The sequence below is a fragment of the Chelatococcus sp. KU-N122 genome, assembly GCF_055391085.1.
In genome coordinates, this window is the sequence record NZ_AP043981.1 from 2,385,963 (window position 1) to 2,407,604 (window position 21,642).

Consider the following 21,642-nt stretch of genomic DNA (forward strand, 5'->3'; position numbering starts at 1 on the left):
CATGCAGGCCGGCCTGCGCTGTTCCCTGTATTCCTGCGCCATGGCGCGATCACTGCGCTACGCCGCCCCCCGTTGGCTTGACGCTGACGCCGTTCACGACCGACCTCCTACGCGAAGGAGGGAGCCTCTTGCCCGCGACCAAAATCCTCTGGGGGCAGGTTCTCGTCGTCTTTCTGATCGTGCTCGTCGCGACCTGGACGGCGACGCAGTGGACGGCGTGGGAACTCGGCTTTCAGCCGCAGCTTGGACGGCCATGGTTCGAGCTTCTCGGTTGGCCGATCCACTACCCCCCTGCCTTCTTCTGGTGGTGGTTCGCCTTCGACGCCTATGCGCCGGCAATCTTCCTCAAGGGCGCGGTCATCGCCGCATCGGGCGGATTCATTGCCATCGCCGCCGCCGTCACCATGTCGGTGTGGCGGGCGCGAGAGGCTGCGAACGTCGAGACCTATGGCTCAGCCCGCTGGGCCAGGCCCGATGAGGTGAAGGCCGCCGGCCTGCTCGGTGACGATGGCGTCGTGCTCGGCAAGCTCGGCCCCGACTATCTTCGCCATGACGGGCCGGAGCATGTGCTGTGCTTCGCGCCCACCCGCTCGGGCAAAGGCGTTGGCCTGGTCGTGCCCTCGCTGCTGACCTGGGCCGGCTCCGCCATCGTCCACGACATCAAGGGCGAGAACTGGCAGCTCACCGCCGGCTTCCGCACCAGGCACGGCCGCGTGCTGCTGTTCGATCCGACCAACGCGGCCTCGGCGGCCTACAATCCATTGCTCGAGGTGCGCCGCGGCGAGTGGGAGGTCCGCGATGTCCAAAACATCGCCGACATCCTGGTTGACCCGGAAGGGAGCCTCGACAGGCGGAACCACTGGGAGAAGACCAGCCATGCCCTTCTGGTCGGCGCCATCCTGCACGTGCTCTATGCCGAGGCCGACAAGACGCTGGCGGGTGTCGCGGCGTTCCTGTCCGACCCGAAGCGGCCGATCGAGGCGACGCTCGAAGCCATGATGCGGACCGCCCACCTTGGCGGGGCCGGGCCTCACCCGGTCATCGCCAGCGCCGCACGGGAGCTGCTCAACAAGTCCGAGAACGAGCGCTCGGGCGTGCTGTCGACCGCCATGTCGTTCCTCGGCCTCTACCGCGATCCCGTCGTCGCCACCGTCACGCGCCGCTGCGACTGGCGCATTGCCGACCTCGTTGGCGCAGCTGAGCCCACGACGCTCTACCTCGTCGTGCCGCCGTCCGACATTGCCCGCACCAAGCCGCTGATCCGCCTGATCCTCAACCAGATCGGTCGGCGCCTGACCGAAGACCTGCAGGCGAAGGGTCGCCGGCATCGTCTGCTGCTCATGCTCGACGAGTTCCCGGCGCTCGGCCGGCTCGACTTCTTCGAGTCCGCACTGGCGTTCATGGCCGGCTACGGCCTCAAGAGCTTCCTGATCGCGCAATCCCTGAACCAGATCGAGAAGGCCTATGGCCCGAACAACTCGATCCTCGACAACTGCCATGTGCGCGTCAGCTTCGCGAGCAATGACGAGCGGACGGCCAAGCGCGTGAGCGACGCCCTGGGCACCGCGACCGAGATGCGGGCGATGAAGAACTATGCCGGGCACCGGCTCAGCCCCTGGCTTGGCCACCTGATGGTCTCGCGCTCGGAGACGGCGCGACCGCTGCTGACTCCCGGCGAGGTGATGCAGCTTCCTCCGATGGACGAGATCGTCATGGTGGCGGGCACGCCGCCCCTCCGGGCGAAGAAGGCCCGCTACTACGAGGACCGGCGGCTTCAGGAACGAGTGCTGCCGCCGCCCGTGCTGACGAAGCGCGGCGAGGCACAGGCCGACGATTGGAGCGGCCTGCCGATACCGCCCCGGCCGCTCGCCGGGCTGGCCGCGAGAGATGAGGCAGCTTCTGACGAGGATCCGACTGGCTCCGAGCGGCGCCACCAGCCCGAACTGAACAGGACGGTCATCGTTGAGCGGACGGTCCCGATCGACAACGAGTTTGCCGCCGAGTTCGACGCCGACGCGGAAGACGACAGCGTCCGCGTGAGCCGCATGAACCGGGTCATGCAGGGCGTTGCCCGCCAAGTCTCGCTCGATCCCAACGACGGCATGGAGCTCTGAGGCCACACGATGTCGAAGTCTCCCAAGAAGCGGCGTCTGTCGGTCTACCTCGAGCCGGACATCATGAAGGCCCTGGCCGACTACGCCGCACGCCGCGAGCACTCGCGTTCCCTCGTCGCTGAAGCCGCCATCGCCTCGTTTCTGTCCCCAGACGCGGCCGAGCGGCAGGAGGCGGTCACCACCAAGCGGCTCGACCAGCTCGATCGGCGGCTGACCCGCCTGGAACGCGACCTCGGCATCTCCATCGAGATGATGGCCGTGTTCGTGCGCTTCTGGCTGACGACCAATCCGCCCTTGCCGGAGCCGGCGCAGGCTGCGGCTCGGGCTCAGGCCGGCGCGCGCTATGACGCTTTCGTTGCCGCGCTCGGCCGCCGGCTCGCCAAGGGGCCGCGGGTCAGGGAGGAGGTTGCCGAGGATGTATCGGGAGCGTTCAACGAGCGCCCCCCTTCGGCGACGGCCCAGGACCGCTCCTGACCCATCGCTGACGTTCCAAACGTCGGCTTCGCAAACCGATGCTCAGCTTGATCTTAGTGGATCCGAACCTGATTCATCCGGCACTTTCGATTGGCCTTTTTTGGAGAAGCCGGGCACGCATGCGCTAGCTTAGCCGCCAGCACACTTGTAGGATGCGGAGACTGGCAGTTACAGTCCAGCAAATGAACGCAGCGCGAGGGGGCTGTGCATAGTTTCAATTTCTGGCTGACGCGTCTTGCCTGAGACTGTGGCGACAGCGCAGCAACCAAAGTCTTGGCCGTCGATCGACAACGCCATTCCCAAGGAGCAGGGCGGCCCGGTCGCAAGACAAGGGTTCTCCTATCAGGACGAGATCGCAGTCGGGTTTCTACTCGATATGATTGAAGATGCGGGTCTAGCCAAGATCCACTTCGAGACCCACGATGATCTGATCCTCGTTCGCGCTTTGGGCGCGACCCAGGGCAAGCCGACGGCCGAGTTCGTTCAAGTGAAGGCCGGCGAGCCCGACAAGCTCTGGTCAGTCGCCGACATCTGCCAGCGCAAGAAGAGGGACGCCGTGGGCACGTCGATCTTCGAGACGTCGCTCGGGCGCGATGAACACGATGAGGTCGCCGCCTTCCGCATGGTGACCCTTCGTCCCGTCGTTTCGGACTTGACCCCGCTCTCCTACGCCTTCGGCGCGGATGGCCGAAGGCCCGGCTGCGACGCCATGACGGCGCTGGAGACTGCTCTGAATGCCCGCTTCCCCGGACTGAGATCGCCGAAGGATAACGGCTGCAGGTATTGGCTGGAAAATTGTCTCTGGGACGTGCGTCATGATCTGAAGACGGTCCAGAAGGCCAACGTCGTTCGGCTGTTCCATCTCGCGGAAAAAGCGGGCCAGCTGCTGCTGCTGGAGCAGATGAATGTGCTCCTCACCGAGATGCGAGCTTGGGTCAAGGCAGCGGGTGACGCCAAATGGATACCCGACAAGGCCCGGAAGGTCGTCATGCGCGCGGAAGCCGTTGGTTGGTGGCAGCAACGGCTCGCTAAACTGGCGCAGGGCGCCCAAGCTCCTTCCGGCGGCGCCCTCGCCGAGAAGATGAGGGCGGCCGACCTTCCGGAATCGCTCATCGCTATGGCCGTCAACCTTCGCCTCGGCTACGCCGCGAAGGTCCGAACCGCGACCTATATGGAGCCCGAAACGGCAGAAGGGCTTCAGGAACAGGTCAAATCCATGGTTCAATCGCTCAGCGCCGACCTCGCCGCGGGCGTCCTCGATTTGAAAGGACCGCAGTTCCATGCCCGCTGCCTGGCGGAGATGGACGCCCTGAACGCCGCGCGCCCCAGTGGCGCCAAAGATCAGGCGGCGTTCCTCATGGGCTGCCTCTACGACATCGCGGATCGATGCTTGTTGCGTTTCGACAGGGTCGCCCTGTGAAGTCGCTCGCTCGTCTTGGAATGCAGCCGGCGAGTCTACCACTCGCGGCCGATGACATCCTGGAGTTTCATGCCGCGAGACTGCTGCTCCTGGTGCACGTCTGCGGCACATCCGGCCGGATCGACGGCTTGACGAAAATGGCCAAGCTGGACTTTTTCACGCGGTATCCCGACTTCTTTGAAGCGGCGCGCGCCGCGGTCGACAAGGCGGTCACGGCGACGACCCGCGAGGACGACGCCGTGGAATCCTCGATGGTGCGGCACCACTACGGACCCTGGGACAAGCGATACTATCAGGTGCTCGGCGTGCTCGAGGCCAAGCAGCTGATCACCGTGACCAAGCACAAGCAGTCCTACCAGATCGCCCTGTCGCCCTTAGGCAAGGAGCGGGCCAAGGCACTCGCCGCCAGGCCGTCTTTCCAGGATCTGATCGCCCGCCAGCGCGCGGTGAAAAATGTGTTCGGATCGAAGTCCGGCACGTTCCTCAAGGATCTTATCTACCGCCTGTTCGACAAGGAAGTCGGCAAGCGCACCCTCGGTCAGGTCATCACCCCATGAGCGGCGCCTTTCTATCCGTCACCTCCATTGATCGACGCCCAGCGACAGGCAATGTCGAAACCTTGGAGTTCGAGACCGGCGTGAACGTCTTCGTTGGACCGCCCAACACAGGCAAGACCAAATGGCTCCAGACGCTCGACTTTCTCCTCGGCGATCCGGGCGCCAATCCCTACGAGAGTGCTGACGCGGAGGGCCTGGCGGAGAAGTACGACGCCGCCGGGGCTGTGCTTCAGATCGGCGAAGACGCCTTCCGCATAGAGCGCCGCTGGACCCAGCCAGGGGCCAAGGGAAAGGTCTTCGTGGACGGCGAGGGCATGCTCGCCCGAGAGTTCCAGCATTGGCTCATGGAGAAGCTCGCCATCCCCGTGGTGAACTTTCCCAAAGGCAATCCGGCGTCCGGCCAGACTTGGCCCGAACTTAGCTTCAGAAGCCTGCTTCGCCATATCCATCGACAGCAACGGTTCTGGGGCGGTCTCGTCGACCTCCAGCCTGACGCGGAGTTCCACGCCAGCCTGCTGTCTTTCTTAGGTCTAGCCGACCGCGTATACAGCGAGGACTACGGCGTCCTGGTGAAGTTGCGTCTCGAAGCCATGAACCTTCGGGCGCGACGAGAACAGTATGGCCAAACCCTGAATGATCTGGCGGCCGATCTCCTCGACGCCGACGATGTTAACCTCGGCGTGAGCGACACAACTATCTTCGCCGCCCGGCAACGGCTGCGCGACACCGTCGACAAGCTTCAAGACGAGCGCATGCGCCTTCTCGCCGAGGCCAGCGCACGGACCGTCCCCCTTGCTCAGCGGTCTCGGGTCGAGTCTCTCAGTTACGCGCGGGCGGAAACGCTGGAGGCGTTGACGGCAGTCAGCCGCAAGCGCCATGCGGCTGAGGAACGGCTCAAGGACGTCTTGAGATACCGAAAGGATCTCGCTGACGAGATCGACCGCATGGCTCGCGCGGCGGACGCTGGCGACATCCTTTCCGACCTGCGCGTCACCCATTGTCCGGCCTGCGACCAGGCGCTCAAGGCGGCGCATGATCCGGATCACTGCTTCGTCTGTCACCAGCATCTCCCCGACGACCCCGAGATCGAGGGGCTCGGCGTCGTGCGTCTTCGGTTTGAACAGGACCGGTTGAAAGGCGAGCTGAAAGAGGCGGATGATCTCCTTGATATCTTGCGTCGCGATGTCGAAAAGCAGGCGTCGGAGGCGCGGGCGGCGGAGCAGGCCTTGCGCGCGATCGAGGTCGAGCTCGGTCCAGCGCGTCAGGCCGTTGCCGCGCTCGCTCAGGCCGACGTCAGCGCGATCGATGTCGCCCTAGGTCAGGCCGCCGAGCGCGCCAAGCAGATGGATCGCGTGACCGCGGCGCTCGAACTGGGCAAATCCCTGACGACCCAGGTCCAGGCGCTTGAAGACCAGATCAGGCCGCTGGCGGACCGGGTCGACGAGTCCTTCAGGAGGATCGACTTCGACGCGGCGGCCCAGTGGCTCGAGGACGGAATGAACGCCTATCTCGAAGCGCTCAATCGCGAGCGGCCCCACACCTGGAAGCACAGCCCGGTCGAGATCGATCTGACGCGGTCCAGCGTCACCTTCCGGATCGGGCGCAAGAAGTGGCAGGGCGCCTTGGGCGGGACCGACACCCTCTATTTCCTGATGGCCTACAACTACGGCCTCTTGTCTCTCAGCCCCCGCCCTCAGACCCACTATCCGGGACTGGCAATCATTGACGTTCCCGGTGAGTTTTCCGGCGAGTCCATCGGAGATAAAGAGAACTTCATCGTCCAGCCCTTCATCGATCTTCTGAAGGACGAGGCCTTCGAGGGTGCTCAGTTGATCATCACCGGCTCCGCCTTTGCCGGCCTGACCGGCGTCCACGTTCAAATCCTGACCCACGTTCACATCGCCTGAAACCGCTCGCGAACGCGGTCAGTACAGGTACGTCGTCGGGATCTGATCGGCGACAATGGCTTCAAGGGCATCCGCTTCGCCTCTAGCTAGCGACGGCGCGCAGCCGCCGGAACGCTGAAGTCGATGTAGCCAGCATCATCGATCGGCGCGACCAAGTAGTCCCTCTCCCGCTGGGCTTGCTCGGGGGTGCGTCGCTCCGTCGATCGGTCCTGCCGCTTCGGGCCGATATCCGACCGCTTCACGTATTTGCTGGGGTCGTTCCTGACCCGCTTCATCAATAGGAGCCCAGGAACGTCTTGATGTCGCGATCTGTCATGGTCGGCCTGCACCCCGCCGTGTGCCTGCGCCTCTGGCCGCCATTGACCGTTTTGTAGCACTCAGTCGGCCCCGTGCTCGGCACTGTGAACTCGTACAATGTTCCGTTTTCGTTCTTTGCCCACATCCTCCTATCACGCGTTTCGACGAGCCGCCAGTCCAACGTTTCCCCAGAGATGTCGGCGAGCGCGTTCGAGACGTCGACGGCGGATTGGTACCGGTTCGCGGCGTCGGTCTCGATGCAGGTCCGGATCACGGTCCGAAGCCGGGACGGCACGTGCGGCGGGAATGCGCGCCTGTCGGGAAAGCGACCGTTCCTCACGTCATTACGGAACGCGATCCGGTCGAACGCCGCGCCGGCGCCGTACGCCGCGTACTGCGCATCGAACGCCCCGTCGCCGTTGCACATGCGGTAGAGGGTCAGGCCGAACTGGTAGATGTCGAACGTGCGGTCGAAACGATCGGTCCCGCGCGTCGCCTCGGGCGGGACCATCTTGTTATAGAGCCGGTCCTGGAGCGCCACGCCGGCGAAGTTCATCTGCTTCGCGAGCCCGAAATCAGACAGGAGGCCCTCGCCACGTTCCGACAGGAGCACGTTGTCCGGCTTCACGTCAAAGTGGATTAGCCCTTTCGAGTGGATGTTGTGCAGCCCGCTGAGAACATTGCAGCCGAGCGTCACGATCTCCCTGACGGTCAACCTCTGAGCCGCCATCAGCCTCTTGACGGATCCACGGCGGTAGAAGGGCAACCCGAGATAGATCGCGTCCGCGTCCTCGCAGGCGTAATGGATCTGGACGATGTTCGGGTGGGCGCTGGCATAGAGCGCCTTCGACTCCTCGAAGAAGCTGGGCGCGGAGGCAAGGCTCGCCTTCTGGATCTCCTTGATCACGATCTCCGCGTCGAGTTGGTGGTCGCGGGCCACGTAGGTGCGCGAGTTGTGTCCATCCTGGCCGATCTCCCTGATCAGGTCGAACGTGACCTGGGCGCGGTTGTAGGGCCTAAGCATCGACCGCCCCCAACGCGGTCAGGACCGCCTCGCGCCTTTCCTTTGACATCCCGCTCCATCCGTCGACAGGGTAGTTCTCCTCGCCATCAATGTACGGCTTGAAGGACGCCCTCGGGATCCCGATGCGGGCCGAGATCGACGCGATCTGCCCGACGTAGTAGCCGGCGAGGTCGCTGCTCGCGAAGGCTTCTTGGATGACGCCTTCCAACTGGACGCGGTCGACGTTCGGGTCAGCGTTCGGCTCCGTGATCCGGACGCCGGCACGCTCGACGCGGTATTCGCGGAGGACGTCGAGCAGGTTGCTGCGCGCGTATTTCAAGCCGTCCGGCTTCGAGAAGGCGGCCGGGATCTTGATCTCCTCGACGTTGAGCACCGTTTCGGTAGCGCTGTCGTAGACGGCGAACGTGACGGTCCTCGGCGCGGCTCGGATGCCGATCGTGATCATGCCTTCCTCGGTCAGCAGACCTTCGCTCGCACTGCTGCGAGTTTCGGGATCGCCGTTCTTGCGAGCCGAACGTACTCCTGTTCCCGCTCGACACCTATGGGGTTCGCGTCAAAGGCCGCGAGTGCGCCTGCCGAAGACGCGCTTCGCCGTGCCGCCTGCGCGACCGAGCTGGGCGTGTCAGGTCAGAGACGCGGACCGGGCGGCCGAGCTCGCCTCGGGGAAGCACAAATTGCTAGCTCGCCTCAACGGTCGCACTTTCGTTCACCGTGATCTGCGTTATCGACCCCAGCGGCTGCCGGTCCGGCGTGTGGCTCCGCATCTGCTTGTCCGGTAGCAGCCAGTGGTGAGACGCGCCGGGCATCATCCACTCTTCAACCGGGTGGAGGGCGTTCGGATTATGAAACACGTCAAACCCTTCGACCCACGTCTCCTTGTAATCGGACGAGTTGACTACGTGCCTGAAGGTAAGGGGCTCAGCGGCATCGGGGTCATGGTCCACGGCGGTGCCGACCCTCGTCAGGGTCACGCGAGGCGAGCCGAAGCCGGCGAGCATACCTATCCGCAAGAACTTCGAGATCGTACCGCTGTTGTTGAACACGACGGCGCTAATGTTCTCGGCGCCGGGCTTACTGAAGAAATCGGACGCGATCTCCTTCGTGCCCCACCGATGCTTCTCAATCCTCCGAGGAGTGATGTGCAGGTGGCCGGTCTCGTCCTTATGCCAATCGTAATGGTATCCGTAGAGATACGTATGAAGACCTGATCGAGTCATAATCATGGACGGGCCGCCCTGAAAGTCGGCGATCGCGAAGACCAGCGGCTTGCCCTTTACATTGGGCTTCTCCCAATAGTTTTTTTTGAACTTAGTATGGAGCGCGCTGCCGTATTTTAGGGGCATGAACTCGCGCAAGAAAGCGAGCCGGCCTTCCTCGGTCTCGAGCGACGGAACGGTTGCCAGCGGACCTTTGCGGCTGGCGTTGACGGTTGTCGCCTCAACGCAGAACTCGACTCCGAGACCCTTGCAGGTGAAGTCAGGAACGGCCTCGGTGCGGTCAATTTGGTAGCCCATCTCACTAAACGCGGCGAATAAGTAGAGTTCCCAGATCCGGGCGTCGAACCCGGTCGTCTGGAACTGCTCGACGAAGTTGCCGTCCGGGTCTTCGTACCAGTGCATCATTGGCTCGAGGATGCCGCGCGCCGACGAGAAGCCTTCCTGTTCGGCGATCTTGATGAAATCCGGGTGCAGGCGCTCACGCGCGACCACCGGTGTGAAGAAGTCCAGCGGCTCGCCTTCTTCGTCGCCCTGGTAGTATTCGGCGTCGTCCTGGTGCGCGACGGACTCCATCTCCCGGCGCATTGCAACTTCTGCATGGCGCCGCGACTTAATGAACGGGCTCACGTGGACGCAGCGGAAGCGGCCCCTCCGGTCCAGGGCCATAATGATCCCGCCGTAGTCGCGGTCTTCGTTGTCGCGGATAAGAGTCCCGAGCACCCGCTCGTTGCCATGCTCGAACCAGGCCATCTCCGCAGCCAGGAAAAGCGACAACGGCTGGCGGGCGTAACCCGCTAGGGCGTCGAAACGGATTTTTGAAATTGGGCGCATATGCGTGCACATCCGAGATTCGCGCTTGCAAATATCGTAGCTGACGAGCGCGAATTCAAATGCGGCAGTGAGACCGATGTGTCGGTTCCCTGGTCGGTCTCTGCCGCTTGCTGGGCATTAGCAAGCCAGCAAGCGGACCTGTTGGCTGGCCGAGTCGGGTCGAGACCCGCCATGGCTGCAGCGGGCACGCCAGCGTCCGCTCTCAGGCAAGATGCCAATGGCCGCGTCTGGCGCAATGCGGACGTCAGAGGGCGGATGAACCCTCGCTCGTTGCAACGCAGAGCGATCCGCCGTCCTCCTGTCATTACCCGCCAGGCCACTACTACTCCCTTGAGCTTGTTGCGGTGCCCGCAGTCCTGCCTTTTCTAATCATCCCCGATCCAGGGCCGCCGTCGTGTGCGCCCGCAGGTGGGCGGGGACCATATGGCAGCGTCTTACCAGCAATCGGAGTCCGGGCTTCGCAGCGCGCGCATGCTGCGCACGGCGCTTGGGCCGGCCATCGCAGGCTTCCTGGAGGACCCGCAGGTCGTCGAGGTGATGCTCAACCCCGACGGCCGGCTCTGGATCGACCGGCTATCGGAGGGCTTGGCTGATACGGGCGAGTGGCTCCCGCCGGCCGACGGCGAGCGGATCGTGCGCCTCGTCGCGCACCATGTCGGCGCCGAGGTTCATGCCGGGAGCCCGCGGGTTTCCGCCGAGCTGCCAGGATCGGGTGAGCGGTTCGAGGGCCTGCTGCCGCCGGTCGTAGCAGCTCCCGCTTTCGCCATCAGGAAGCCGGCTCTCGGCGTCTTCACGCTCGAGGACTACGTGGTGGCCGGGATCATGACCGCGGCCCAGGCGGAGGCGCTTCGCGTCGCCGTTGCCGAGCGACAGAACATCCTCGTGGCCGGCGGCACGTCGACGGGCAAGACGACGTTGACCAACGCCTTGTTGGCCGAGGTCGCCAAGACCGCCGATCGCGTGGTGCTGATCGAGGATACGCGCGAGCTGCAGTGCCGGGCCGCGAACCTGGTGGCCATGCGCACCAAGGACGGCGTTGCTTCGCTCTCCGACCTGGTCCGCTCGTCGCTGCGCTTGAGGCCGGATCGCATTCCCATCGGCGAGGTGCGCGGCGCTGAGGCGCTTGATCTGCTCAAAGCCTGGTCCACCGGTCATCCCGGCGGCATCGGCACCATTCACGCCGGCAGCGCGGTTGGCGCGCTGAGGCGCCTGGAGCAGCTCATCCAGGAAGCGGTCATCACGGTGCCACGGGCGCTCATCGGCGAGACCATCGATGTCATCGCGGTGCTGGCCGGCCGCGGCTCGGCCCGGCGCCTGATCGAGCTCGCTTCCGTCGAGGGTCTCACCACAGACGGCGACTACTGCGTCACGCCGCTCGAGACCGCGCCGATCCTCACCCTCGTTCCCTCGGGAGATGCCTCGTGATCCGATCCGTGTACCGCGCCCGCCGCCATCTGGCGGCGATGACCGCAGCTGCTTTTGCGAGCCCTATGTTCGCAACAGCCGCGCTCGCCTCGGGCTCGTCGATGCCCTGGGAGCAGCCGCTCCAGCAGATCCTGCAATCGGTCGAAGGGCCGGTGGCCAAGATCATCGCGGTGATCATCATCGTCGTGACCGGGCTGACGCTCGCCTTCGGCGACACCTCTGGCGGCTTTCGTCGGCTGATCCAAATCGTCTTCGGCCTATCGATCGCCTTTGCTGCGTCCAGCTTCTTCCTGTCGTTCTTCAGCTTCGGCGGCGGGGCGTTGATCTAGATGGCCGGCCTCGTCGAGCAGACTGCCGAGGTGCCGGGCTTCGCGGCTCCGCTCCATCGGGCGCTGACCGAGCCGATTCTGCTCGGCGGCGCGCCGCGCTCCATCGCCATCCTCAACGGCACGCTGGCTGCTGCGCTCGGCCTTGGCCTGCGCCTGTGGCTCGTCGGCCTCGGCCTCTGGGCCGTCGGGCACTTCGCGGCAGTCTGGGCCGCTCGGCGAGACCCGCAGTTCGTCGACGTGGCGCGGCGCCATCTGCGCATCCCCGGCTTCCTGGGCGTGTGAGCCATGATGAACCTCGCGGAGTATCGCCAGACCGCGGCACGCCTTGCCGACTTCCTGCCCTGGGCCGCGCTCGTCGGCGGAGGTGTGGTGCTAAACAAGGACGGCTCGTTCCAGCGCACCGCCCGCTTTCGCGGACCGGACCTCGATTCCTCCGTGCCGGCCGAGCTGGTCGGCGTCGCCGGCCGGCTCAACAACGCCTTTCGCAGGTTGGGCTCCGGCTGGGCGATTTTTGTCGAGGCGCAGCGGCATCCGGTCGGGGCCTATCCGGCGAGCCGCTTTCCGGACGCCGCCTCGGCGCTCGTCGATGCCGAGCGCAAGGCCGACTTTGAGGAGGACGCCGCTCACTTCGAGTCGAGCTACTTTCTCACCTTCGTTTATCTGTCGCCGCCCGAGGATGTCGCCCGCACCGAGCGCTGGCTCTACGAGGGCAAGTCCGGGCAGGGCGTTGACGCTCAGGAGCTGCTGCGCGGGTTCGTCGATCGGACGGCCCGTGTGCTTCAGCTCATCGAAGGTTTTATGCCGGAGTGCCGCTGGCTCGATGACGGCGAGACCCTGACCTACCTGCACGCGACCGTCTCGACCAAGCGCCACCGTGTACGCGTGCCGGAGACGCCGATCTATCTCGATGCGCTCCTAGCCGATCAGCCGCTGACCGGCGGCCTGGAGCCGCGCCTGGGCGACACATACCTGCGCACCCTGACCATCGTCGGCTTTCCCACCGCGACGACGCCAGGGCTGCTCGATGAGCTCAACCGGCTCGCCTTTCCTTATCGCTGGTCGACCCGGGCAATCCTGCTCGACAAGACCGATGCAGTCCGGCTGACCACGAAAATCCGCAGGCAGTGGTTCGCCAAGCGCAAGTCGATCGCCGCCATCCTCAAGGAGGTGATGACCAACGAAGCCTCGGTGCTGGTCGACAGCGATGCGGCGAACAAGGCGGCCGATGCGGATCTCGCGCTGCAAGAACTCGGCGCCGACGTCGCAGGACAGGCCTATGTGACCGCGACGGTGACCGTCTGGGACGACGATCCGCGACTTGCGGCCGAAAAGCTGCGGCTGGTCGAAAAGGTGATCCAGGGCCGCGACTTCACCGCCATGGTGGAGACCATCAATGCCGTGGATGCCTGGCTCGGCTCGTTGCCGGGCCATGTCTACGCCAACGTGCGGCAGCCGCCGATCTCCACAAGGAACCTCGCCCACATGATCCCGCTGTCGGCGGTGTGGGCGGGGCCGGAACGGGACGAGCACTTCGGTGCGCCCCCCTTGCTGTTCGGCAAGACCGAGGGCTCGACCCCGTTCCGGTTATCCCTTCACGTCGGCGACGTCGGCCACACGCTGGTGGTCGGACCGACCGGCGCCGGCAAGTCGGTGCTGCTGGCGCTCATGGCGCTCCAGTTCCGCCGCTATGCCAAGGCCCAGGTCTTCGCCTTCGACTTCGGCGGCTCGATCCGTGCCGCCGCGCTGGCCATGGGTGGTGACTGGCACGATCTCGGCGGCAGCCTGACCGACGACGCAGCCGAAAGCGTCTCGCTTCAGCCGCTCGCCGGCATCCACGAGGTACCGGAGCGGGCCTGGGCCGCCGACTGGATCGTCGCCATCCTGACGCGCGAGGGTGTCGCCATCACGCCCGAGGCGAAGGAGCACATCTGGACGGCGCTCACGTCGCTCGCCGGTGCGCCGGCGGGCGAGCGCACCATCACCGGCCTGGCCGTCCTGCTCCAGTCGAACGAGCTCAAGCAGGCGTTGCGGCCATACTGCGTCGGCGGCCCGCATGGCCGGCTGCTCGACGCGGAAAGCGAGCATCTCGGCGGTGCATCGGTCCAGGTCTTCGAGACCGAAGGTTTGATCGGCACGGGTGCCGCACCTGCTGTCCTCGCCTACCTGTTCCACCGCATCGAGGATCGCCTCGATGGCCGGCCGACCCTGCTCATCGTCGACGAGGGCTGGCTTGCCCTCGACGACGAGGGCTTTGCCGGCCAGCTGCGGGAATGGCTGAAGACGCTGCGCAAGAAGAACGCCTCGGTCGTCTTCGCTACCCAATCGCTCTCCGACATCGACGGCTCGGCAATCGCGCCGGCGATCATCGAGAGCTGCCCCACCCGCATCCTGCTGCCGAACGAGCGGGCGATCGAACCGCAGATCACCGCGATCTACCGGCGCTTCGGCCTGAACGACCGGCAGATCGAGATTCTGGCCCGCGCCGCGCCGAAGCGCGACTACTACTGCCAGTCCCGCCGTGGCAACCGGCTGTTCGAGCTCGGCCTGAGCGAAGTGGCGCTGGCGCTGTGCGCTGCTTCCTCCAAGACCGATCAGGCCGCCATCTCCCGCATCTTGGCCGAGCACGGCCGGGAAAACTTCCTCGAGGCCTGGCTGCGCCACCGCGACGTGGCCTGGGCGGCCGACCTGATCCCCGACCTCACCAATCTGGAGACTCTTGGATGACCATCCGTCCCTCGGGCATGGCGCTGTGGGCTGCGTCGGCTCTCTCTGTTTCGATCGCCCTGCCGCCCCTCGTCGTCCACCCGGCCTCGGCGCAGATGCTGGTCTATGACCCGACCAACTACGGCCAGAACCTGCTCCAGGCGGCTCGGTCCCTACAGCAGGTGACCAACCAGATCACCTCGCTTCAGAACGAAGCGCAGATGCTGATCAACCAGGCCAAGAACCTTACGAGCCTGCCGTACTCCGTCCTGCAACAGCTCCAGCAGTCGGTGCAACGGACGCAGCAGCTGCTGAGCCAGGCCCAAAGCATCGCCTTCAACGTCGACCAGGTCGACCGAGCGTTCCAGACCACCTATGGCGCGACGAATCCCTTGTCGTCGGCGCAGCAGCTGATCACCGATGCCAAGAGCCGCTGGCAGAATACCGTGCGCGGGCTCCAGGATGCCATGCGCGTACAGGCGGGCATCGTCGGCAACCTCGACACCAACCGCACGCAGCTGTCGGCGCTCGTCGGCCAGAGCCAGGGCGCCAGTGGCGCGCTCCAGGCCACTCAAGCCGGCAACCAGCTGTTGGCGCTTCAGGCGCAGCAGCTCAGCGACTTGACCGCTGCCGTGGCAGCCAACGGCCGCGCCCAGGCGCTGCAATCGGCCGAGCAGGCGGCAGCCGCGGATCAGGGCCGCGAGCAGCGCCGCCGCTTCCTGGCGCCGGGCGCGGGCTACCAGGCCGGCAACGCCAAGATGTTCTACGGCGGCAACTGAGGGGCAGTGGGCATGGACACGACGATGCTCGCCCGCCTCGGCGCCGTGATCTTCGTCGCGGCTGCGATGACCATGACGGCGCTCGAGCTCAGGGGCGGCACGGATAAGCCGCGGCCTCGATGGGGCGGCGGCGGCGAGGCTGTGGCCGACGCGCGTCAGAACGAGCTCGATCACTGCCAACTGCTGGGCGAGGCGGCCACGCGCGACGCCGCTTGCCTCGGGGCGTGGGCCGACAGCCGCAAGCGCTTCCTAGGCGGCTCGCGCACAGCCTCGTGCCCGCGGCCCAATCACGCCGCAGGCACCACGATGGATGGCCCGATTTGCAGGAAGGTTGAGCCGCAAGAACCGGCTCCGTCCCTGTCGCCTCTGCCGCCAGGGGCCCGTTGACGCCATGGGTGGCACGGGAGTCATCGACCATTTCCTAGAAGTTTTTACCCGCTACATCGACAGCGGCTTCGGGCTGCTGGGCGGCGAGGTCGCCTTCATCGCCAAGACCCTGATCGTCATCGACGTGACGCTGGCAGCCCTATTCTGGAGCTGGGGGGCCGATGACGACATCGTCGCCCGGCTGGTGAAGAAGACGCTGTTCGTCGGCGTGTTCGCGTATCTGATCTCGACCTGGAACAACCTCGCGCGCATCGTCTTCGAGTCGTTCGCCGGCCTCGGCCTCAAGGCCTCCGGCACCGGCTTCTCGACGGCCGATCTGCTGCACCCCGGCAAGGTGGCGCAGACCGGGCTCGATGCCGGACGGCCGCTGCTCGAATCGATCTCGGGCCTGATGGGCTACTGGTCGTTCTTCGAGAATTTTATTCAGATCGCCTGCATGTTCCTGGCCTGGGCGCTGGTGCTGCTCGCCTTCTTCATCCTGGCGATCCAGCTCTTCGTCACGCTCATCGAGTTCAAGCTGACGACGCTCGCCGGGTTCGTGCTGATCCCCTTCGGCCTGTTCGGCAAGTCGGCCTTCGTGGCCGAAAGGGTGTTGGGCAACGTCATCTCGTCCGGCATCAAGGTCCTCGTGCTCGCTGTGATCATCGGCATCGGCTCGACCCTGTTCAGCGAGTTCACCGCCGGCTTTGGCGGCGATACGCCGACTATCGACCAGGCCATGGCGATCGTGCTCGCGGCGCTGTCGCTGCTCGGTCTCGGCATCTTTGGGCCCGGCATCGCGAATGGGCTCGTTTCCGGTGGGCCGCAGCTCGGCGCCGGCGCTGCGGTCGGTACCGGTCTTGCGGCCGGCGGGATGGCTGCGGCCGGTGGCGCGGCGATCGGCGCGGCTGCGTCAGGTGCCGGCTCTCTTGCCGGCGGGGCCGCGGCCGCAGCGCGCGGAAGCGCCGCGCTCGCAGGTGGCGCCGCCGCTGCCTACGGCCTCGGCGCGGCCGGTCAGTCTGGGGCTGCCGGCGTCGCCGCCGGTCTGGGCGGCGTGGCGCGGGCCGCCGGCGGTGCGGCCACCTCGCCGCTCCGCCGGGCGGCGACGCGTGCCACTGACGGCTTGCGGTCGAGCTTTGCGGGCGGAGCTGGCTCCGCCTCTGAAGCGCCGGACGGCGCTTCATCCGGCAGCTCCACGGGCAGCGGCGCAGGTGACGTCAGCGCAACCGCTCCGTCCGCCGCGCCAACGGCTACCGGCGATCCGCCCGCCTGGGCCAGGCGCATGAAGCGCTCCCAGCAGATCAGCCATGGCGTCTCCGCAGCCGCTCACGCCGTCCGCGGCGGGGACAGTCACGGCGGCGGCACGTCTGTCGACCTCTCGCAAGGCAGTCCGTGATGTTCCGCAGACCATCGACCCACTACGGCAAGACGCCCGAGCCCGTCACACCCTACCAGCGCGCTGCCCAGGTCTGGGATGACCGCATCGGTTCCGCGCGCGTGCAGGCGAAGAACTGGCGGCTGATGGCCTTCGGTTCGCTGGCGCTCTCCGCCGGCTTTGCCGCGGCCCTCGTCTGGCAGTCGGTGCGCGGCTCCGTCGTTCCTTGGGTCGTTCAGGTCGACAAGCTCGGCCGGGCCGAGGTGGTGGCGCCCGCGCAGGCGGACTATCGGCCCAGCGATCCGCAGGTCGCCTGGCATCTCGCCCGCTTCATCGAGCAGGTGCGCTCGATCTCGGCAGACCCGATCATCGTGCGCCAGAACTGGCTGCGCGCCTATGACGTCGTGACCGACCGCGGTGCGCTTGCGCTCAACGACTACGCGCGGGGCGACGATCCCTTCGCCAAAGTCAGCAAGCAGCAGGTGGCCGTCGACGTGTCTAGCGTCATCCGCGCCTCGCCCGCCAGCTTTCGGGTGGCCTGGAGCGAGCGCCGCTACCAGGACGGCTCGCTTGCCGAGACCTCTCGCTGGACCGCCATCCTCACCATCGTCGTCGAGCCGCCGCGCGATGCCGAGCGGCTCCGGAAAAATCCGCTAGGCATCTACGTCAACGCCATCAACTGGTCCCGGGAGCTCGGATGATGCAGCCGTCTTTCCGCAAAGCCGGAAGCGCGGCTTCCCTGAGATCCGCAGTCCCGTGGATGGGTGCTGCCGGATTGTCGGGTCCGCGTAGAGGCGGAGATCCGGCTTTGCGGTTGTCCGCATGGGCGCTGATCCGTGGTTCCGGATCGGCGCCTTCGCGCAAATCCGCATGGCCGCTTCTGCTGCTCTGCGCTTCGGCGCTCGCCGGCTGCGCCTACAAGCCGCCGCAGATCAGCTACGACACCGACGTGCCGCCGCCCCCGGCAGTCTCTACGCTGGTCGATCCGCGCCCAAAACCGCCGCTCGCGCCGCCGGCTTGGACGCCCGCGCGGGGCGGCAAGCCCGGCGCCGCTGAGGCCAAGGAGCCGGTCAGCCGGGTCGAAACGGCAAACGACGCCGCGCGGGTCGAGCCGCGGCGTGGCGGCTACTTCAATGCCGTGCAGATCTATGCGTATAGCCCCGGAGCGCTCTACCAGGTGTATGCCGCACCGGGCCAGATCACCGAAGTGGCGCTCGAGCCTGGCGAGCAGTTGGCGGGCTCGGGCCCGGTCGCTGCCGGCGACACCGCCCGCTGGATCATCGGCGATACCGAAAGCGGCAGCGGCGACGACAGGCGTGTCCATATCCTGGTCAAGCCGACACGGCCGGACCTTCAGACGAACCTGGTCATCAACACCGACCGCCGCACCTACCTGATCGAGCTGCGCTCGCGCGAGAAGCCGTACATGCCGGCCGTCGCCTGGGCGTATCCCGAGGACCGCGCCAGCCGGGCTCGCGCCGCGCCAGCGACGCCGGTGCTGCCCTCGTTCATCGAGCGCCGCTATCGCTACGCCATTGAGGGCGACACGCCCCCATGGCGACCGCTCACGGCCTATGACGACGGCCGCAAGGTCTACATCGAGTTCCCGCGCGGCATCGTGCAGGGCGAGCTGCCGCCGCTGTTCGTTATCGGCCCGGACGGCAAGCCAGAGATCGTCAACTACCGGGCCCATGCCAACCTGCTGATCGTTGACCGTCTCTTCGCGGCAGCGGAGCTCCGCTTGGGCGGAGAGCATCAGCAGAAGGTGCGGATCGTGCGCAGCGACGGGAGCCGCTCATGAGCGAGGAGCCCGCGATCAACCCTGATGAGGTGCCGTCCCAGGACGGCCGGACGCCTGAGGACATCAAGCGCGCCCTGCGGCTGCGCGCCGAGCGGCCGCGGGTGACGCGCCTCTCGCGAAAAGTGCTGGCCGGGCTCGGTGCTGTTGTCTGCGTTGGGCTCGGCAGCGCGCTCATCTACGCGCTGCAAAGCCGAAAGGCCTCCGGACCGCCGGCCGAGCTCTACAATACGGAGAACCGCCAGCCGGCGGACGGGCTGCAAAGCCTGCCGCGCGACTACACCGGGGTTCCCAAGCTCGGACCGCCGCTGCCCGGCGATCTCGGGCGGCCGATCCTGCGCGCCCAGGAGCAGGGCCAGCCGGTGCCGGTGCCCGGCCCTATGCCGTCGCCCATGGCCGATCCGGCCGAGCAGCGCCGGCAGCAAGAGACCGAGGCGGCGCGCGTCAGCCGCCTGTTCGCCAGCCTCGAGGCGCGCGCGGCCGCTCCGGGATCGAGTGCCGCGGGAACGAATGGTATTGGGCCGCAATCCGGGACGACGGCTGAGCGTCAGGCTGCCTTTCTGAATGGGCCAGTCGACCGGCGGACCGTCAGCGCCGAGCGCATCGCACGGCCGGCCTCGCCCTATCTGCTGCAGGCGGGCGCAGTCATTCCAGCGGCGCTCATCACCGGCATCCGCTCCGACCTGCCGGGCCAGATCACCGCCCAGGTCACCGAGCCCGTGTTCGACACCGCGACCGGGCGCTTCCTGCTCATCCCGCAGGGTACGCGCCTCATCGGCCAGTACGACAACGACGTGGGCTTCGGCCAGCGCCGCATCCTGCTGGTCTGGAACCGGCTGATATTCCCGGACGGCCGCTCCATTGTGCTCGAGCGCCAGCCGGGCGCCGACACCCAGGGCTATGCCGGCCTGGAGGACGGCGTCGACTACCACTGGTGGGATCTCGCCAAGGCGGCCGGGCTCTCGACCCTGCTCAGCGTCAGCGCCGAGCTCGGCAACGACGACGACGACCGGTTGATCCGCGCCATCCGCAACGGCGGCCAGGACACCATCAATGACGCCGGCCAGCAGATCGTGCGCAAGCAGCTCAACGTGCCACCGACGCTCACCGTTCGGCCGGGCTTCCCGGTGCGCGTGATCGTCACGCGTGACCTTGTCCTTGCGCCTTATCCGAACTGATTCATCGCCGTTCAGGGAGACACACGTGGCCAAGCTGAAACTCGGTCCGATCGCCGACGACAAGCCGGTCAAGCTCACCGTGGAGTTGCCGGCCACCGTGCATCACGATCTCGTCGCCTATGCCGAGGTGCTCGTGCAGGAGACCAGGCAGGCCAAGCTCGATCCAGCCAAGCTCATCGCGCCCATGCTCGCGCGCTTCATGGCGACCGATCGGGGCTTTGCCCGGGCGCGACGCTCACACGAAGGCCGCGGCGGCGAGGCAGCTGCGCTCAGCCATTCGTTGGACCGGACCGGCGAACCGGATAGCGCTCCCTCAACAGGCTGAGAAAGCGGCGCAGTGCCGGGTTGTCGCTCCTATCATTCCAATAGGCGAAGTACGGGATCGTGCTGCTCAAACCGTGCTCACGCAGCTCGCGAAAGACCACGCCGGGGTACACCGCCGTGGTCACGGCCTCGCCAACGAGGCTCACGCCGAGGCCGGCGCTCACAAGGGCGAGGATGTTGTCCCGCGGTACATCCTGCTCGACGATCAAGGGCCGAGCATCGGGCGCCTCGATCGCCCTGATGAGGTACTCATGCAGCTGAAGGCCAGCGTCGCGGCGCTGCACGAGCATGCGGGATCCCAGCAGGTCCGACCACGCAATCCACGGCCGGAGCGCCAATGCATGTGCCTCCGGAAGGGCGACCATGATGCGCTCGTCCCAGAGCGGCATCGCACTGTCAGTGAGCCGCTGATCAATCAGCTGGCCGACAACGGCGATATCGATTGTTTCCGCTTGCAAGCCCTCGATCAGCTCCTCCCGCGAGCGTTCAATGACCTTGACCTCCACATCAGGAAAGCGCTTGAGGAACACGATCAGCGAATCCCTGAGGCGGCCGCCAGCAAGCGATGTCCTGAGCCCAAGCGACAAGCAGCCGAGCTCGCCGCGACCGGCAGCTCGAGCCGTGAGGGCCGCGCTCTCCAGATCACCCAGGACGCGACGTGCTGATGCCAGGAACTCCGCGCCGGCGCGCGTGAGGACGACGCCGCGGTGATGGCGCTCGAATAGTGAGACGCCGAGAGCGTCCTCCAGGGCAAGCACACGCCGGCTTACAGCCGATTGCTTCACGCCCAAGGCGCCAGCGGCGCGGCGGAAGCTATGCTGATCGGCAACTGCTAACGCGTGCCTGATCGAAACAAAGTTCATCATCAACGTGTTCAAGCCGGCCTCAGGCCGCCACGCAGTCGCCCCGAGGCAGGACAAGCACAGGACCGGCGAGGTTTCCCGCTTGCCGTACTGCGATTAGCGCGCTCTGCGTGATGGGAAGGCGGCCGGCAACGGCCTGCGTGGTGCCTATCTGCCGCGGCGTCGCGAAACGCTCCAAAGGCCAACCCGCTCGTTTTAATATGCGTTCGAATCGCGTGTCGGTCACCGTGACAATCGCCTCCAACTTACCGCAAAGTCCCCACTCTAGAACGGCCGCAAGCATGACGAACGTCATCTCACGCAGACCTTTCGCTCCAACATCATCAATACGCGCGGTGTCGACGCAGAAGCGCGAACTCTCAAAGACCGTTGAGCTGCACGGAGCCGGATGACCGCCAAGCAGAGCAGAAAACGTGTTGGCTAGCATCGTCGGGCCAGTGGTTGGCAGCAACCGTGCGCAACCCACGACCGCGTCGGTGTCCGAGAGACCGATCAGGTAGGTTGGGCCAAAAGCATCGTAGCTATCGACCTCAACGATTCCTGAGCTTGAGACGTCCCATTTGAGCCGATCTCGGAAAATCCGTTGACGCAGCGTATGCATATCGGCGACCAATTGAGCGTGGCGACCGACCTCGGAAGTACAAAGAGCAAGCACGCGCAT

The 21,642-nt window shown here is 66.0% G+C and carries 21 protein-coding genes; 16 read left to right on the forward strand and 5 right to left on the reverse strand.

Annotated elements, in window-relative coordinates:
- Positions 1–128 precede the first annotated feature (128 nt).
- The 5 genes from ACZ5PO_RS10740 to ACZ5PO_RS10760 all read left to right on the forward strand — a co-directional run bounded on the left by ACZ5PO_RS10740 (position 129) and on the right by ACZ5PO_RS10760 (position 6,472).
- Positions 129–2,114, forward strand: a complete 1,986-nt coding sequence (locus tag ACZ5PO_RS10740) for a conjugal transfer protein TraG (RefSeq protein ID WP_464193127.1) — start codon at positions 129–131, stop codon at positions 2,112–2,114.
- 9 nt (positions 2,115–2,123) lie between these two features.
- The gene (locus tag ACZ5PO_RS10745) at positions 2,124–2,588 is read left to right on the forward strand and encodes a CopG family transcriptional regulator (RefSeq protein WP_464193129.1); all 465 of its coding nucleotides are present in this window, start codon (positions 2,124–2,126) and stop codon (positions 2,586–2,588) included.
- Between the two features lie 235 nt (positions 2,589–2,823).
- Positions 2,824–4,008, forward strand: coding sequence for a dsDNA nuclease domain-containing protein (locus tag ACZ5PO_RS10750; RefSeq protein WP_464193131.1), 1,185 nt, complete (start codon positions 2,824–2,826; stop codon positions 4,006–4,008).
- Positions 4,005–4,565, forward strand: coding sequence for a hypothetical protein (locus tag ACZ5PO_RS10755; protein WP_464193134.1), 561 nt, complete (start codon positions 4,005–4,007; stop codon positions 4,563–4,565). The genes ACZ5PO_RS10750 and ACZ5PO_RS10755 overlap by 4 nt, the downstream gene beginning before the upstream one ends.
- Positions 4,562–6,472 carry a hypothetical protein gene (locus tag ACZ5PO_RS10760; protein ID WP_464193136.1) on the forward strand — a complete coding sequence of 637 codons (1,911 nt, stop codon included), beginning with the start codon at positions 4,562–4,564 and terminating at the stop codon, positions 6,470–6,472. The genes ACZ5PO_RS10755 and ACZ5PO_RS10760 overlap by 4 nt, the downstream gene beginning before the upstream one ends.
- A 274-nt stretch (positions 6,473–6,746) precedes the next feature.
- Here ACZ5PO_RS10760 and ACZ5PO_RS10765 read toward each other — a convergent pair whose 3' ends face one another.
- From ACZ5PO_RS10765 to ACZ5PO_RS10775, 3 genes are all read right to left on the reverse strand, one after another.
- Entirely contained in the window at positions 6,747–7,793 is a 1,047-nt protein-coding gene (locus tag ACZ5PO_RS10765; RefSeq protein WP_464193138.1) for a serine/threonine-protein kinase, read from the reverse strand.
- Complete coding sequence (locus ACZ5PO_RS10770; RefSeq protein ID WP_464193140.1) at positions 7,786–8,238, reverse strand: hypothetical protein; 453 nt, start codon at positions 8,236–8,238, stop codon at positions 7,786–7,788. The genes ACZ5PO_RS10765 and ACZ5PO_RS10770 overlap by 8 nt, the downstream gene beginning before the upstream one ends.
- Positions 8,239–8,470: 232 nt before the next feature.
- On the reverse strand, positions 8,471–9,841 hold the full coding sequence (locus tag ACZ5PO_RS10775; protein ID WP_464193142.1) for a hypothetical protein: 1,371 nt from the start codon (positions 9,839–9,841) through the stop codon (positions 8,471–8,473).
- Positions 9,842–10,264: 423 nt separating this feature from the next.
- Here ACZ5PO_RS10775 and trbB point away from each other — a divergent pair, with 423 nt between their 5' ends.
- From trbB to ACZ5PO_RS10830, 11 genes are read left to right on the forward strand one after another with little or no spacing between them, the layout of a single operon-like run.
- Positions 10,265–11,266 carry a P-type conjugative transfer ATPase TrbB gene (gene trbB, locus ACZ5PO_RS10780; RefSeq protein ID WP_464193144.1) on the forward strand — a complete coding sequence of 334 codons (1,002 nt, stop codon included), beginning with the start codon at positions 10,265–10,267 and terminating at the stop codon, positions 11,264–11,266.
- 38 nt (positions 11,267–11,304) lie between these two features.
- Entirely contained in the window at positions 11,305–11,595 is a 291-nt protein-coding gene (locus ACZ5PO_RS10785) for a TrbC/VirB2 family type IV secretion system protein (RefSeq protein ID WP_464196796.1), read from the forward strand.
- Complete coding sequence (locus tag ACZ5PO_RS10790) at positions 11,596–11,877, forward strand: VirB3 family type IV secretion system protein (protein WP_464193146.1); 282 nt, start codon at positions 11,596–11,598, stop codon at positions 11,875–11,877. It begins immediately after the preceding gene.
- A 3-nt stretch (positions 11,878–11,880) separates the two neighbouring features.
- Positions 11,881–14,319: a conjugal transfer protein TrbE gene (gene trbE / locus ACZ5PO_RS10795; protein WP_464193148.1), complete on the forward strand. Its 2,439-nt coding sequence runs from the start codon at positions 11,881–11,883 to the stop codon at positions 14,317–14,319.
- The gene (gene trbJ / locus ACZ5PO_RS10800; protein WP_464193150.1) at positions 14,316–15,077 is read left to right on the forward strand and encodes a P-type conjugative transfer protein TrbJ; all 762 of its coding nucleotides are present in this window, start codon (positions 14,316–14,318) and stop codon (positions 15,075–15,077) included. The genes trbE and trbJ overlap by 4 nt, the downstream gene beginning before the upstream one ends.
- Before the next feature lie 24 nt (positions 15,078–15,101).
- Positions 15,102–15,464 carry a putative entry exclusion protein TrbK-alt gene (gene trbK-alt / locus ACZ5PO_RS10805; protein ID WP_464193152.1) on the forward strand — a complete coding sequence of 121 codons (363 nt, stop codon included), beginning with the start codon at positions 15,102–15,104 and terminating at the stop codon, positions 15,462–15,464.
- Between the two features lie 4 nt (positions 15,465–15,468).
- Positions 15,469–16,839 carry a P-type conjugative transfer protein TrbL gene (gene trbL, locus ACZ5PO_RS10810; protein WP_464193155.1) on the forward strand — a complete coding sequence of 457 codons (1,371 nt, stop codon included), beginning with the start codon at positions 15,469–15,471 and terminating at the stop codon, positions 16,837–16,839.
- Positions 16,839–17,519: a conjugal transfer protein TrbF gene (gene trbF, locus ACZ5PO_RS10815; protein ID WP_464193157.1), complete on the forward strand. Its 681-nt coding sequence runs from the start codon at positions 16,839–16,841 to the stop codon at positions 17,517–17,519. Before trbL ends, trbF begins: the two co-directional genes overlap by 1 nt.
- A gap of 59 nt (positions 17,520–17,578) precedes the next feature.
- On the forward strand, positions 17,579–18,619 hold the full coding sequence (gene trbG, locus ACZ5PO_RS10820) for a P-type conjugative transfer protein TrbG (RefSeq protein WP_464193160.1): 1,041 nt from the start codon (positions 17,579–17,581) through the stop codon (positions 18,617–18,619).
- Positions 18,616–19,794: a TraB/TrbI/VirB10 family type IV secretion system protein gene (locus tag ACZ5PO_RS10825; RefSeq protein ID WP_464193162.1), complete on the forward strand. Its 1,179-nt coding sequence runs from the start codon at positions 18,616–18,618 to the stop codon at positions 19,792–19,794. Before trbG ends, ACZ5PO_RS10825 begins: the two co-directional genes overlap by 4 nt.
- Positions 19,795–19,819: 25 nt before the next feature.
- The gene (locus tag ACZ5PO_RS10830; protein ID WP_464193164.1) at positions 19,820–20,119 is read left to right on the forward strand and encodes a DUF2274 domain-containing protein; all 300 of its coding nucleotides are present in this window, start codon (positions 19,820–19,822) and stop codon (positions 20,117–20,119) included.
- Here the strand turns inward: ACZ5PO_RS10830 and ACZ5PO_RS10835 are convergent.
- Entirely contained in the window at positions 20,064–20,996 is a 933-nt protein-coding gene (locus tag ACZ5PO_RS10835; protein ID WP_464193167.1) for a LysR substrate-binding domain-containing protein, read from the reverse strand. The two genes, ACZ5PO_RS10830 and ACZ5PO_RS10835, sit on opposite strands and share 56 nt — an antisense overlap.
- A gap of 7 nt (positions 20,997–21,003) precedes the next feature.
- Entirely contained in the window at positions 21,004–21,642 is a 639-nt protein-coding gene (locus tag ACZ5PO_RS10840) for an acyl-homoserine-lactone synthase (protein WP_464193169.1), read from the reverse strand.